Origin of the sequence: Streptomyces sp. NBC_01352, from assembly GCF_036237295.1 — a bacterium.
In the GTDB taxonomy this organism is placed as follows: domain Bacteria; phylum Actinomycetota; class Actinomycetes; order Streptomycetales; family Streptomycetaceae; genus Streptomyces; species Streptomyces plumbiresistens.
In genome coordinates this window covers 6,973,597-6,987,593 of the sequence record NZ_CP108354.1, presented here as the reverse complement: position 1 = coordinate 6,987,593, position 13,997 = coordinate 6,973,597, and the positions used below count along the sequence as shown (strand labels likewise).

General features: G+C 70.6%; 12 protein-coding genes. 10 read left to right on the top strand and 2 right to left on the bottom strand.

Going from position 1 to position 13,997, the window contains the following annotated elements:
• Positions 1 to 164 precede the first annotated feature (164 nt).
• A complete protein-coding gene (locus OG252_RS32445; protein WP_266439462.1) occupies positions 165 to 701 on the bottom strand; it encodes an HNH endonuclease in 537 nt (178 codons plus the stop codon).
• Between the two features lie 351 nt (positions 702 to 1,052).
• On the opposite strand from OG252_RS32445, the gene OG252_RS32440 reads away from it, so the two are divergent.
• On the top strand, positions 1,053 to 2,150 hold the full coding sequence (locus tag OG252_RS32440) for a mechanosensitive ion channel family protein (protein WP_266439461.1): 1,098 nt from the start codon (positions 1,053 to 1,055) through the stop codon (positions 2,148 to 2,150).
• 30 nt (positions 2,151 to 2,180) lie between these two features.
• Here OG252_RS32440 and OG252_RS32435 read toward each other — a convergent pair whose 3' ends face one another.
• On the bottom strand, positions 2,181 to 2,435 hold the full coding sequence (locus OG252_RS32435) for a hypothetical protein (RefSeq protein ID WP_266439460.1): 255 nt from the start codon (positions 2,433 to 2,435) through the stop codon (positions 2,181 to 2,183).
• Between the two features lie 238 nt (positions 2,436 to 2,673).
• Here OG252_RS32435 and OG252_RS32430 point away from each other — a divergent pair, with 238 nt between their 5' ends.
• The 9 genes from OG252_RS32430 to OG252_RS32390 all read left to right on the top strand — a co-directional run bounded on the left by OG252_RS32430 (position 2,674) and on the right by OG252_RS32390 (position 13,988).
• Positions 2,674 to 3,885: an ROK family transcriptional regulator gene (locus tag OG252_RS32430; RefSeq protein WP_329340522.1), complete on the top strand. Its 1,212-nt coding sequence runs from the start codon at positions 2,674 to 2,676 to the stop codon at positions 3,883 to 3,885.
• Positions 3,886 to 3,999: 114 nt separating this feature from the next.
• The gene (locus OG252_RS32425; protein WP_266439458.1) at positions 4,000 to 5,331 is read left to right on the top strand and encodes an ABC transporter substrate-binding protein; all 1,332 of its coding nucleotides are present in this window, start codon (positions 4,000 to 4,002) and stop codon (positions 5,329 to 5,331) included.
• Positions 5,331 to 6,299, top strand: coding sequence for a carbohydrate ABC transporter permease (locus OG252_RS32420; RefSeq protein ID WP_266439457.1), 969 nt, complete (start codon positions 5,331 to 5,333; stop codon positions 6,297 to 6,299). Before OG252_RS32425 ends, OG252_RS32420 begins: the two co-directional genes overlap by 1 nt.
• 2 nt (positions 6,300 to 6,301) lie before the next feature.
• Positions 6,302 to 7,195: a carbohydrate ABC transporter permease gene (locus OG252_RS32415; RefSeq protein WP_266439455.1), complete on the top strand. Its 894-nt coding sequence runs from the start codon at positions 6,302 to 6,304 to the stop codon at positions 7,193 to 7,195.
• 90 nt (positions 7,196 to 7,285) lie between these two features.
• Positions 7,286 to 8,551, top strand: coding sequence for a 6-phospho-beta-glucosidase (locus OG252_RS32410; protein ID WP_329340517.1), 1,266 nt, complete (start codon positions 7,286 to 7,288; stop codon positions 8,549 to 8,551).
• Complete coding sequence (locus OG252_RS32405; protein ID WP_329340515.1) at positions 8,542 to 9,513, top strand: N-acetylglucosamine kinase; 972 nt, start codon at positions 8,542 to 8,544, stop codon at positions 9,511 to 9,513. Before OG252_RS32410 ends, OG252_RS32405 begins: the two co-directional genes overlap by 10 nt.
• A 539-nt stretch (positions 9,514 to 10,052) precedes the next feature.
• The gene (locus OG252_RS32400; RefSeq protein WP_329340514.1) at positions 10,053 to 11,474 is read left to right on the top strand and encodes a hypothetical protein; all 1,422 of its coding nucleotides are present in this window, start codon (positions 10,053 to 10,055) and stop codon (positions 11,472 to 11,474) included.
• Between the two features lie 14 nt (positions 11,475 to 11,488).
• A complete protein-coding gene (locus OG252_RS32395) occupies positions 11,489 to 12,565 on the top strand; it encodes a glutamate ABC transporter substrate-binding protein (RefSeq protein WP_329345231.1) in 1,077 nt (358 codons plus the stop codon).
• An 88-nt stretch (positions 12,566 to 12,653) separates the two neighbouring features.
• Positions 12,654 to 13,988, top strand: coding sequence for a hypothetical protein (locus OG252_RS32390; RefSeq protein ID WP_329340512.1), 1,335 nt, complete (start codon positions 12,654 to 12,656; stop codon positions 13,986 to 13,988).
• Positions 13,989 to 13,997 lie beyond the last annotated feature (9 nt).

The following is a 13,997-nucleotide window of genomic DNA, read 5'->3' as shown; positions in this document are numbered from 1 at the left end:
ACCGCCGGCCCGTGACCGCCGGCCCGTGACCGCCGGCCCGTGACCGCCGGCCCGTGACCGCCGGCCCGTGACCGCCGGCCCCGGGGGCACGGGGCCCCCGGGGGCCGGCCAAGGCCTGTCCGGCGCCGCGGAGGCCCTGTCCGGCAATAGAAAAGCCCGGATCCTCAGGCTGAAATGCCCTCGATCCGGGCCAGGGCGTCGTCCGCGCCGTACGGCTGCAAGTACGGCATCCAGCGCGGGTCCCTGTGGCCGGTCCCGATGATGCGCCAGGCCAGGCCGGTGGGTGGGGCGGGTTTGTGGCGCAACCGCCAGCCGATCTCGACGAGATGGCGGTCGGCCTTGGTGTGGTTGCAGCGGCGGCAGGACGCCACCACGTTGTCCCAGGCGTGCTTGCCCCCGCGGCTGCGCGGGATGACGTGGTCGACGCTGGTTGCGACGCCACCGCAGTACATGCACCGGCCCCCGTCACGGGCGAACAGCGCCCGGCGGGTCAGAGGAACGGGCCCCCGATAGGGAACCCGGACGAATCGCTTGAGCCGGACCACGCTGGGTGCGGGGACTGTGACGGTCGCGCTGTGCATGAAGGCGCCGGACTCCTCAAGGCACACGGCCTTGTTCTCGAGGACGAGGATGAGCGCGCGGCGGAGCGGTACGACGCCGAGCGGCTCGTACGACGCGTTCAGGACCAGGACATGCGGCACGGATGGCCTCCTTGGACGCCGGCGGCGCGTGGCTCGCGCCGGGACGATTCGTAGTCAGTGTCTCCTCATGCCTGGTGGAAGCGCCACCATGTGCCGGTAACGGGCTGGGAGTGTTTTCGACCACATCGGGAGCATTCCCAGGATCGCGCGCTGTTCATCCCACCTGTTCATCCTCGGATTCATCCCCAGGTGAGAGTGGTCTCTCCCTCGAACATTGCGCCGATCCACACACGTTGCCCCGATAGTGTGGTGGACCTGCCCCACCGGTGACCTTTTCGTGACCTTGAAACACGACAGATGACCTTGACCGCTGCCGGAGGGGCGGACCGCTGCACCGTGGAGGTACCTGCCGTGTCCTTGTCCGCCGTCCTACTCGCCGCCGGTTCGTCGCCGTCGCCGTCTCCCTCCGAGACGCCGACCACTCCGGCGGTGCCGTCGCTCGAGGATGCCCAGGAGAGCGCGACGAACGCCGCCGGCTGGATCGAGCAGAACTGGTCCACCTGGCTGGCGATCGGCCTGAGGGTCCTGCTGATCGTGGTGATAGCGGCGGTGCTGAGAGTCGCGGTGCGGCGGGCGATCACCAAGCTGATAGACCGCATGAACCGCTCGGTGCAGGCGGTCGACGGCACCGCTCTCGGCGGCCTGCTGGTGAACGTGGAGCGGCGCCGCCAGCGCTCCCAGGCGATCGGCTCGGTCCTCCGTTCGGTCGCGAGCTTCCTGATCCTCGGCACCGCGGCCCTGATGATCCTCGGCACCTTCGAGATCAACCTCGCCCCGCTGCTGGCCTCCGCCGGTGTCGCGGGCGTGGCGATCGGTTTCGGTGCGCGCAACCTCGTGACGGACTTCCTCTCGGGCGTCTTCATGATCCTGGAGGACCAGTACGGCGTCGGCGACACCATCGACGCGGGTGTGGCCTCGGGCGAGGTCATCGAGGTGGGCCTGCGCGTCACGAAGCTCCGCGGCGACAACGGCGAGATCTGGTACGTCCGCAACGGCGAGGTCAAGCGCATCGGCAACCTCTCCCAGGGCTGGGCCACGGCCGGCGTCGACGTCACCGTCCGCTCGGACGAGAACCTCGACAAGGTGAAGCGGACCCTGAACGAGGTCGGCGAGAAGATGAGCAAGGAAGAGCCCTGGAACGAGCTCCTGTGGGGCCCGGTCGAGGTCCTGGGCCTCGACAGTGTCCTCCTGGACTCGATGGTCGTCCGCGTCTCGGCGAAGACCGCGCCCGGCAAGGCCCTCACCGTCGAACGCGAACTGCGCTGGCGCGTCAAGCACGCCTTCGACGCGGCGGACATCCCGATCGTCGGCGGCCCCGTCCTCCCCGCGGACGCAGAGCCGGACGCGGACCCGACGGCCGGCATGGCGCCCCCGTCGGCGTACAGCAACACGGCGTCCCCACAGGCCCAGGCGGCCACGCCGCTGACGCCGCCGAGCGTGTCGAAGTAGGGGAAACAAGCCTGGAGGCCCGGGCAGAACTCACTGTTCTGCCCGGGCCTCCAGGCTTGTCGACGGCGGAGCCGCGCCACCCGCGATCTGACGGGCCGCGTCGTCCACGACCTCGCTCCAGACCGTCAGCCCCTCAGCGTCGAATCCCGCCACGAGAGCCTCCCGCACATGTTCCGGCAGACGGCCGGCGTGCGTCCGACGGACCTCTGTGAAGACACGCAGGTACCGATCGACGTGCTCCTGTATGTAGGGCGTCGCGTCCTCGTAGTCGCGTGGATCCGCCATCCGGTTCACCACCTCGCCCCTTCCGGCCCAGCCGAACCAGCTCACCGTAGATGACCGCGTGTCCGATCGGTAACGACTGCGTTGCCTCGGCGGCGACCTATTGACGCCCTCTCCACAGCGGTCCTATGGTCCAGACCACCAACAGGAAACCTTCCTAACAATCAGGCCGGAAACCCTCCATGGACTTCCCTCCCTGATCACTGGGAACCTGGACAGCCGAGAGGCAGGTGTCGACCCCATGGCAGGAACCGCCGGTACGCCGGGCACCCCGAGCGTCCTGCGCGCCATGAACGACCGCGCCGCCCTGGATCTCCTCCTGGAGCACGGGCCGCTGTCCCGCACGCGGATCGGCAAGCTCACCGGCCTCTCGAAGCCGACCGCGTCCCAGCTGCTGGCCCGCCTGGAGGCGTCCGGGCTGGTCCTCGCGACCGGCACCAGCGAGGGCCGCCCGGGGCCCAACGCCCAGTTGTACGAGGTCAACCCGGCCGCCGCGTACGCCGCCGGGCTCGACGTCACCCCCGAGCGGGTCCGTGCCGCCGTCGCCGACATCACCGGCCGCACGGTGGGCTCGTACGAACTCCCGACCCCGGGGAGGCGGCCCGTTCAGCCCGTCGTCCAGCAGGTCACCGCCGCCCTGGACGGCGCGGTCAAGGCGGCGGGGCTCGCCCGTGACGACGTCCACCGGCTCGTCATCGGCACCCCCGGCGCCTTCGACCCCAACACCGGCCGACTGCGCTACGCCTCCCACCTGCCCGGCTGGCACTCCCCGACCCTCCTCGACGAACTCGCCGCCGCCCTGCCGATGCCGGTCGAGTACGAGAACGACGTCAACCTCGTGGCCGTGGCCGAGCAGCGGCTCGGCGCGGCCCGCGGGCACGGCGACTTCGTCCTGCTGTGGAACGAGGGCGGCCTCGGTGCCGCCCTGGTCCTCGGCGGCCGGCTGCACCGCGGCTGGACCGGCGGCGCCGGCGAGGTCGGCTTCCTGCCGGTGCCGGGCACCCCCCTGGTCCGGCAGGTCAGCAAGGCGGGCAGCGGCGGCTACCAGGAGCTGGCCGGCTCGCAGGCGATCCCCAAGCTGGCCCGGGACCTCGGCGTCGAGGACATCCCGTCGGGCCCGTACGCCGAGGTCGCCGCCGCCCTCGTCGCGCGTGCCGCGGAGGCCGACGACGGCCCCCACCGGCGCCTGCTGGAGGCGTACGCGACCCACCTCGCCACCGGTCTCGCCTCCCTCGTCTCCGTCCTCGACCCCGAACTCGTCGTCCTCAGCGGCGCCTCGCTCACCTGCGGCGGAGAACCGCTGCGCGCCCTCGTCCAGGCCGAACTGGAGGAGCTGGCCGCACCCCGGCCCCGGCTCGTCGTCGGCGACGTCCGCGAACACCCGGTGCTGCGCGGCGCGTTGGAGAGCGCGCTCGCGGCCACCCGCGACGAGGTCTTCGACACCTCGCGCTGACCCCTCCAGTCCCCTTTCACCGACACACCCCCCTCTTTCACCGACACACCCGACACACCCCCCTCGCGCACGTCCATCACCCTCAGCCCCGCCCTGCCCTTGGGAGACCTCGTCATGCCCGGAATATCCAGGAAAGTCGCGCTCGCTGCCGCCGCCTCCGTCGCCCTCCTCGCCACCGCCTGCACCGGCCAGTCCGGCTCCGGCGCGAGCGACGACCCCTCCGAGGACACGACCCTCAACTTCTGGCACGCCTGGAGCGCGCCCGCCGAGGTGAAGGCCGTGAAGTCGCTGGTCGCCGGTTTCGAGAAGGCGCACCCCACCATCCACGTCAACGTCGTCGGCAACATGACCGACGACAAGATGAACCAGGCGCTCAGGACGGGCGGTGACAAGGCGCCGGACGTGATCTCGTCGTTCACCACGAACAACGTGGGCAAGTTCTGTTCGTCGGGCGCGCTGGTCGACCTCAACCCCCTCTTCGAGAAGTCGGGGATCGACCCGGCCAAGACCTTCCCGAAGGCGATGAGCGAGTACACCGAGTTCGAGGGGAACCGGTGCAGTGTCCCGCTGCTGGGCGACGCCTACGGCCTCTACTACAACAAGACCGCCTTCGAGAAGGCCGGCATCACGACCCCGCCGAAGACCTGGTCCGAGTTCGAGGCCGACGCCAAGAAGCTGACGATCTCCGACGGGGACAGCTACAAGCAGCTCGGCTTCATGCCGAACTACCACGGCTGGGAGACCACGACCGAGCACTACCTCGGGCAGTTCTCCCCCACGTACTTCGACTCCAGCGGCAAGTCGACCATCGCCACGGACCCGGCCGTCGAGGCCGGTTTCACCCTCCAGAAGAAGCTCGTCGACGAACTCGGCGGCTACCAGCGGCTGGAGAAGTACCGCTCCACGCTCGGCGACGAGTGGGGCCCCAAGCACCCCTTCCACACCGGCCAGGTCGCCATGCAGCTCGACGGCGAGTGGCGCCTGGGCATGGCCCTGGACGCCAAGCCGGACTTCGAGATCGGCGTGGCCCCGCTGCCCGTCCCCGACGACCAGGCCGACCAGTACGGCAAGGGCTACATCACCGGCACCATCGCCGGCATCGCCGCGACCAGCAAGAAGCAGAACGCGGCCTGGGAACTGGTGAAGTACATGACGACCGACACGGCCGCCGTCGTCGCCTTCTCCAACGCCATCCACAACGTGCCGTCCACGCTGGCCGCCCTCAAGTCGCCGGACCTGAAGTACGACCCGCGCTTCAAGACCTTCCTGGACATCGCCGCGAACCCGAACTCCACGACGTCTCCGGCCTCCGTCAACGGCGGTGTGTACCTCGCGACGATCCAGAACTTCGGGTACGAGTACGAGAGCGGCAAGGCCAAGGACCTGAAGGCGGGCCTCGCGAGCACCGCCAAGCAGATCGACACGGACATCGCACAGGCCAAGTAATGAGCACGATCACTCTCGCGTCGAAGCGCCGCCGGTCCGGCCTCGCTGCGAAGCAGCGGAAACAAGCACTTCGAACCGCCGCCTTCATGTCGCCCTGGCTGATCGGCTTCGCGGTCTTCTTCGCGTACCCGATGATCTCGACGGTCTATTTCTCGTTCATGCAGTACGACGGCTTCAAGCCGCCGACGTGGAGCGGAACGAAGAACTGGACGTACGTCTTCGAGCACTACCCCTACTTCTGGCCCGCCCTGCGCAACACCCTGTGGCTGGTCCTGATCACGGTCACGCTCCGGGTCGCCTTCGGACTCGGCGTCGGCCTGCTCATCACGAAGATCAGGACGGGCACGGGTGTCTTCCGCACCCTGTTCTACCTGCCCTACCTGGCCCCGCCGGTGGCGGCCACCATGGCCTTCGCCTTCCTGCTCAACCCCGGTACCGGACCGGTCAACTCGATCCTCGAAGGCATCGGCGTCCCGGCCCCCGGCTGGTTCAACGACCCCTCCTGGTCCAAGCCGGCCCTGACCCTGCTCGCCCTGTGGGGCATCGGCGACCTGATGGTCATCTTCATGGCCGCACTGCTCGACGTACCCCGGGAGCAGTACGAGGCGGCCGAGCTGGACGGAGCGTCGGCGTGGCAGCGCTTCCGCTACGTCACGCTCCCCAACATCTCGCCGATCGTGATGTTCGCCGTGGTCACCGGCGTGATCCAGACCATGCAGTACTACGCCCAGCCACTGATCGCCGGGAAGGTCGCCTCGGGCGTGATCCAGGGCGCGGGCACGCAGTTCGAGCCCGGCTATCCCGACAAGTCCACCCTCACCCTCCCCCAGCTCGTCTACAACCTCGGCTTCCAGCGCTTCGACTACGGCTCCGCGTGTGTCGTCGCCCTCGTCCTCTTCGCCCTGTCGATGGCGTTCACCGCGTTGCTGATGCGGCGCCGGGGCGGTCTCATCCAGGCAGGTGACTGACCATGACCCAAGTACTGGACAGGCCGGTGGAGTTGCCGGCGCCCGTCTCCCCGGCCGAACGCACGGCCCGCCGCAGGGCGTTCCTCGAATGGGTCGCCGTCCATTCCCTCGGGGTCGCGGTGGCGCTCTTCTTCACCCTGCCCTTCGTGTTCGTCTTCCTGACGTCCCTGATGAGCGACTCCCAGGCCCTCAGCCGCGATCTGATCCCGCACACCTGGGAGTGGGGCAACTACGCCAAGGTCTTCGACACGCCCGGCTTCCTGACCTGGTGGAAGAACACGCTCCTCTACGCCGGCGCAGGCACCGTCCTCACCGTCGTGTCGTCGATCCCCGTGGCGTACGCGCTCGCCAAGTTCCGCTTCCGGGGCCGCAACCTGTCCCTGATGCTGGTGATCTCGATGATGATGCTGCCGCCGCAGGTGGTCGTCATCCCGATGTACCTGTTCTGGGCGAAGCAGCTGGACCTGTCCGGCACGCTGTGGCCGCTGATCATCCCGATGGCGTTCGGCGACGCGTTCTCCATCTTCCTGCTGCGGCAGTTCCTGACGACGATCCCGAACGAGTACCTCGACGCGGCCCGGGTGGACGGCTGCGGCGAGCTGCGCACGCTGGTGAGGGTCGTCCTGCCGATGGCCAGGCCGGGCATCGCGGCGGTCGCCCTCTTCCAGTTCTTCTACGCGTGGAACGACTACTTCGGCCCCCAGATCTACGCCTCCGAGAACCCCGGCGCCTGGACACTGAGTTACGGACTGGAGTCGTTCAAGGGAGCGCACCACACCGACTGGAACCTCACCATGGCCGCGACCGTACTGGTCATGGCCCCCGTGATCCTCGTGTTCTTCTTCGCCCAGAAGGCGTTCGTCGAGGGCGTCACGCTCACCGGAGTAAAGGGTTGAACCTCACATGCAGCATCTCCCCGGGGGGCAACCCCCGGACCCCCGGCCGATGATCACCGTTCCCGGCATCCGGAAGCGAGGTACCCCTCAGTGAAACTCACCGTGGTCGGCGGAGGATCGACCTACACCCCCGAACTCGTCGACGGCTTCGCCCGTCTGCGGGACACCCTGCCCGTCGAGGAACTGGTCCTCGTGGACCCGGCGGCGGACCGCCTGGACCTGGTGGGCGGCCTGGCCCGCCGTATCTTCGCCCGGCAGGACCACCCGGGCCGGATCGTGACCACCTCTGTGCTGGAGGAGGGCATCGAGGGCGCCGACGCGGTCCTGCTCCAACTCCGCGTCGGCGGCCAGGCGGCCCGCGAGCAGGACGAGACCTGGCCCCTGGACTGCGGCTGCGTCGGCCAGGAGACGACCGGCGCGGGCGGCCTCGCCAAGGCGCTGCGCACGGTCCCGGTGGTCCTCGACATCGCGGAACGGGTCCGTCGTACGAACCCCGACGCCTGGATCATCGACTTCACCAACCCGGTCGGCATCGTCACGCGCGCCCTGCTCGAGGCCGGCCACAAGGCGGTCGGCCTGTGCAACGTGGCGATCGGCTTCCAGCGGAAGTTCGCCGGAATGCTCGGCGTCACGCCCGGGGAGGTCCACCTGGACCACGTCGGCCTCAACCACCTCACCTGGGAGACGGCCGTACGCCTCGGCGGCCCGGAGGGCGAGGACGTCCTGCCCAGGCTCCTGTCCGAGTACGGCGACACGATCGCCGCCGACCTTCACCTGCCCCGCCCGCTCCTGGACCGCCTCGGCGTGGTCCCCTCGTACTACCTGCGCTACTACTACGCGCACGACGAGGTCGTACGGGAACTGAAGACGAAGCCGTCCAGGGCGGCCGAAGTAGCGGCCATGGAACAGCAGCTGCTGGAGATGTACGCCGACCCGGCCCTGGACGAGAAGCCGGACCTCCTCGCCAAGCGGGGCGGCGCCTACTACTCGGAGGCGGCGGTCGACCTGGCGGCCGGGCTGCTCGGCGGAGGCGGCAGCCCCTACCAGGTGGTCAACACCCACAACCGCGGCACCCTGCCCTTCCTCCCTCCCGACGCGGTGATCGAGGTGCAGGCGGCCGTGGGGCAGAAGGGGGCGACGCCGCTGTCCGTGCCGGCCGTGGACCCGCTGTACGCGGGCCTGATGGCGCAGGTGACGGCCTACGAGGAGCTGGCGCTGGACGCCGCGCTGCGGGGCGGCCGCGACCGGGTGTTCCGGACGCTGCTCGCCCACCCGCTCATCGGCCAGTACGAGTACGCCGACACCCTCACCGACCAGCTGATCGCACACAACCGGGAGCATCTCGCGTGGGCCTGACCGCAAGTGTCCTCGCCGTCGACGCGGGCAACAGCAAGACCGACGTCGCGGTCGTGGCGGCCGACGGAACCGTCCTCGCCACGGCCCGCGGCGGCGGGTTCCGACCGCCCGTGGTGGGTGTGGAGGCGGCGGTGGACAAGGTGGCGCAGGCCGTGGGACAGGCCTTCGCCGCGGCCGGAGTCGAGTCGGTCGACCACGTCTCCGCCTGCCTCGCCAACGCCGACTTCCCCGTCGAGGAGGAGCAGTTGGCGGCCGCGCTGCACGCGCGCGCGTGGGGGGCGAGTACGGAGGTCCGCAACGACACGTTCGCGGTACTGCGGGCCGGCGTCACCGAGCCGCGCGGGGTCGCCGTCGTGTGCGGCGCCGGCATCAACTGCGTCGGCATGCGTCCCGACGGCCGCACCGCCCGGTTCCCCGCGCTGGGCCGTATCTCCGGCGACTGGGGCGGCGGCTGGGGCCTCGCCGAGGAGGCCCTGTGGCACGCCTCGCGCGCGGAGGACGGCCGCGGACCTGCTACGGCCCTTGCGCACACCCTCCCGGCCCACTTCGGGCTGCCCTCCATGTACGCCCTCGTCGAAGCCCTGCATCTGGAGCACGTCGGCACGGCCCGCCGCCACGAGCTGACGCCGGTGCTCTTCTCGACGGCCGTCGCCGGTGACGCGGTGGCCCGCGGCCTGGTCGACCGCCTGGCCGACGAGGTGGTGACCATGGCGACGGTGGCGCTGACGCGGCTGGATCTGTTGGAGGAGGAGACACCGGTACTTCTGGGAGGCGGGGTGCTGGCGGCCCGGCATCCCCAACTGGACGACGGCGTACGTGACTTGCTGGCGTCCCGTGCCCCCAAGGCCGTACCGCAGGTGGTGACCGCGAGTCCGGTGCTCGGCGCGGCGCTGCTGGGGCTGGACCGGGTGGGCGCGTCCGGAGAGGTACAGGAGAGGGTGCGGGCGTACTTCGAGGACTGAGCCGGGTTTCGTCATGGCACCCGGCGCTGGTGCAAACGCCCCTGGGGGCTCCGCCCCCAGACCGCCGACCTATGCCCACCCACCACCCGACTCGGTCGCTCAAGAAGTGACCGTCGCCCTGGAGGCCCCGCGGCCGCCGACGCACCGGAGTGGGTCGTGGCGGTACGGCGCAGCCCGCCGCTCAGCTGGTCCCAGTACCGGTCCACCGTGGCAACGGGCGGAGGGGCGCGACCCGCGGCGGGCTCGCCGTACCGCCACGACCCCGACCCACAACGCGCCCGCCTGCGCCGCACGCCCGCCCCCAAGGCCCCCGGATGGAACCGAACCGATTCCACCGGCGTATGAATGGGCAGGGGGTGGTGCGGGGCCGCGGCCGTACCACCGCGAGAGCACACTGCGATCCGATCAAGATCCAGCCAAGGCCGGTGCGGATGTCAGTCCCGGCAGCGATACTTGCGGCGACGGATGACCATGGGGGAGGTCAAGTGACACACCCGCCGAAAAGCAGCGCGGCACCACCAGGCTCCGGTGTGCCCACGATGCCTGCGGTACCACCGCAGCCGCAACCGCACCCGAGCGGCCCAGTGCCGCCGGTGCAGCACAACAACCCCGCTCCCGCCACTCCCCCCAGCCCGCCCGAGCCGCCCCGGCGCACCGCCTTCGCCGAGGGCGTCGACCGACTGCGCAGCGCCGCCACCACCGAGCCCGGCCGGCTGCGCATCATCGGCGCCGTCCTCGCCCTGCTCGTCGTCGCCTTCGGTGCCGTCACCGCCTGGCAGATGGCCGACCGGTCGACCGCCGCCGACGACGTGCTGAACAACAGCCAGCCGCTGAGCTCCGCCGCGGCCGACATCTACCGCTCGCTCGCCGACGCCAACACCGCCGCCTCCAGCGGCTTCCTGGCCGGCGGCCAGGAGACGGCCGCCTCCCGCGACCGGTACGAGAAGGACATCGACGCCGCCGCCGAGGGCCTGGTCCAGGCGGCGGCCAACTCCGACCCGGACTCGCCGGCCGCGGAAACAGTGGCCAGGCTGAACAAGCTGCTGCCGGAGTACAAGGGCCTGGTCGAGCGGGCACGGACGTACAACCGGCAGGGCTTCCCGGTCGGCGGCGCCTATCTGCGGTACGCCAACGAGAAGATGCAGAAGGAGATGCTCCCGGCGGCGGAGGATCTCTACAAGAAGGAGAACCAGCGCCTGCGCGCCGACTACGGCGACGCCACGCCCTACCCGTGGGCGGCGATCGGCCTCGGCGTCCTCGCGCTGGCCGCGCTCGCCTGGGCCCAGCACCGCAACTACCGGCGTACGAACCGCGTCCTGAACCACGGCCTGGTCGCGGCCACCGCGACCGCCACGGTGGTGCTGCTCTGGCTGGTCGTCGGCCACAGCGTGGCGCGCGCGGCCCTCGACGACTCCTACGACCACGGCGTCCGCTCACTGAACGTCCTGCACGACGCCCGCATCGCCTCCCTGAAGGCGCGCGGCAGCGAGAACCTGACCCTGGTGGCCCGCGGCGCCGAGACCGTGGAGGTGAACGGCACGACGTACGACGCCTACGACCACGACTTCGGCGAGGAGATGGACACCCTCGGCAAGGGCCTGGCCGAGGCGGAGAAGCTCGCCGACGACAAGACGGGCGAGCAGCCGGTCACCGCGGCCGTCGGCAACATGACCGAGTGGAAGAAGCGTCACGCCGCGGCCCGCGCCCAGGACGAGAACGGCAACTACCAGGCGGCGCTGGACAGGGTGATCGGCCCCAAGGGCGCGACCGGCGAGTGCTTCGACAGCGTCGACGCGAACCTCGCCAAGGCGATCACGCACGAGAACGCCGAGTTCGAGCAGGCGGCCGGCAACGGCCTGGACGCGATGACGGGGCTCACCGTGGGCGCGGCCGTCCTCGCGGTCCTGGGCGCGGCCGGCGCCGTCCTGGGAATCGGCCGCAGGCTGTCGGAGTACCGGTGAGAGGGGGCGTGACGATGCGGCGGTGGACGCGAGGGCGAGGTCTGCGGGCCGGGCTGAAGGGCTGGGGCGGTGTGGGCGCGATGGCGGTCGTCTGCGCCCTGGCGTTGACGTTCGCGCTGCTGCTGCCGCTGATCCCGTCGGGCGGCGACGGCAGCACGGGCACGGGCGGCCCGGGCCTCGCGTACGGCAGCCGGGCCCGTGCCGAAGGGGGCTGCACCACGGACGAGATGGCGAAGGCCCCCGAGAAGCAGACGCTGTCCCCGTCCGGCGCGGACGGCCCGACCATCGAGGCGATCAAGAACCGCGAGGGCGAGAAGCGCAAGCTGATCGTCGGCGTCGACCAGAACAGCTACCGCTGGGGCTACCGCGATCCGAACAGCGGCCAGGACGCGGCCCTCGAGGGCTTCGACATCGACCTGGTCCACCGCATCGCCGAGGACATACTCGGCGACCCGAACGCGGTCCAGTTCAAGGCGATCCCCACCGACCAGCGCATCCCGGCCATCAAGGACGGCCGGGTCGACATGGTCGTCCGTACGATGACGATCAACTGCACGCGCCTGGCCGATGTCGCCTTCTCCGCGCCCTACTTCAAGACCGGCCAGCAGGTCCTGGCGCCCAAGTCGTCGGCGATCACGGGGTACGACGGCTCGCTCGCGAAGCAACGGATCTGCACGGCGAAGGGCTCCACCGCCAACACCACGCTGGTCGAGGGCCAGAAGTCGGGCAAGCTCGTCTCGTCCGCCGACCTGAGCACCACCGTCCCCAACCAGCTCGACTGCCTGGTGCGCCTCCAACTCGGCGAGGTGGACGCCGTGGTGACCGACGGCGCGCTCGCCGCGAGCCAGGCCGCCCAGGACCCGACGGTCGAGCTGAAGGGCGAACCCTTCACCGCCGAGTACTACGGCGTGGCGATGAAGAAGGACGCCGACGATCTGGTACGCCGGGTCAACCAGGTTCTGGTGGACTACCGCCAGGACACGGCGAACGGCTGGCAGGCGTCGTACGGCAGGTGGCTTTCGGCGACACTGGGCAAGGATCCGAAGACAGCGGAACCGCCCACGCCGGCGGAGTACTTGCGCAAGAGCTGACAGACCATCAACCCATCAACACACACCCCATCAACACACACCCGTCAACTCACACCCCGTCAACACACAACGCAGCGAGAGGTGATCGATGGGCGTCACGGACCCCGCCGGGCCGGTGATGGACCGGGACGAGGTGGACCGTGCGCTGGCGCGGCTCGGCGCGGAGCACGAGGCCATCGAGACCTCGCTGTTCGCCCTCCAGGACCACGCGGGCCGCAGACTCCTGGAAGGCGCCGAGCTCACCGGCGTCACCAAGGAGCGCTGGCAGGCGGCGGAGGCGTCGATCAGCCTGCTGTGGGCGTACTTCGACGCCTACACCGGCGCGCTGCGCTCCGCCCGTGGCATCCGCGCCCGCCGCCGCTGGTCCAGCCGCGAGGACCTGGTGGAGCTGACGGAGCTGCTGCGCGGCGAGTCCGTCACGGTCGCCGGATCCGCCTCGGCGACAGCCAACGCGCCGACGCTGCACGGTGGTCCGGGCAAGCTCAGCGAGCGGTTCTCGCTGGTCACGCTCGTGGACCGGATGAACGAGCTGTACGCGACCTCGCTGGACATGGTCGTCGCCGCCGACGCCGTGTGGTCGGCGCTGCCCGCCCGTATCGATTTACTGGCCGCGGAGCTCCAGCGCACCCGCCGGCTGGCGCACTCCGTCGGCGTACGCCCCGGGGAACACCCGGCGGGCGACGACCTGGACCGCATCACGCGCACCCTGACGAACCTGCGCGAGCAGGTGGTGTCCGACCCGCTGGCGTTCTGGGTCCCGACGCCGGGGAGTTCGGCACCCGGCGGCGGCAAGCCCGACACCACGGTGTACGACCGTGAGGCGCGCGCCCTGGAGGACGTGCGCCGGGAGATCGACGCCGTGCTGACGGTCCGGCAGGACGCGGAGGCCCGGCTGGTGAAGCTGCGGGACGTGCTGTCCCGCGCGGACCGCACCCTCGCCGAGGCACGCATCGCGCGCGGCGAGGTCCTCGCGAAGATCGCGGCCACGGAGGTGCCGGTGGTCAGCGGCCCGCCGACCGTGCTGCAGGAGCAGCTGGCGACGGCCGCCGAGTACCGCAGACACGCCCAGTGGCACCGCCTCTCCCCGCTCCTGGAGTCCCTGGAGCAGAAGGCGGAGGACGAACTGCTGCGCGCCCGCGAGTCGTTGACCGCGGTCACCCAGCCCTTGGCGGTCCGCGCGGAGCTGCGCGGCCGCCTCGACGCGTACAAGGCGAAGGTCTCCCGGCACGGCCTCGCGGAGGACCCGTTCCTGGTGGAGCGGTACGACGCGGCGCGGCGGATGCTGTGGAGCGCGCCCTGCGACCTGCGCGTCGCCGAACAGGCCGTGCTGCGCTACCAGCACGCGGCCGCCGAACTGCTCGCCGCCCCTCGGGTGCCGGAGCAGCAGGGCGGGCCCGAGGACCGTAGGGGGCCCGGAGCATGAGCGACAGAA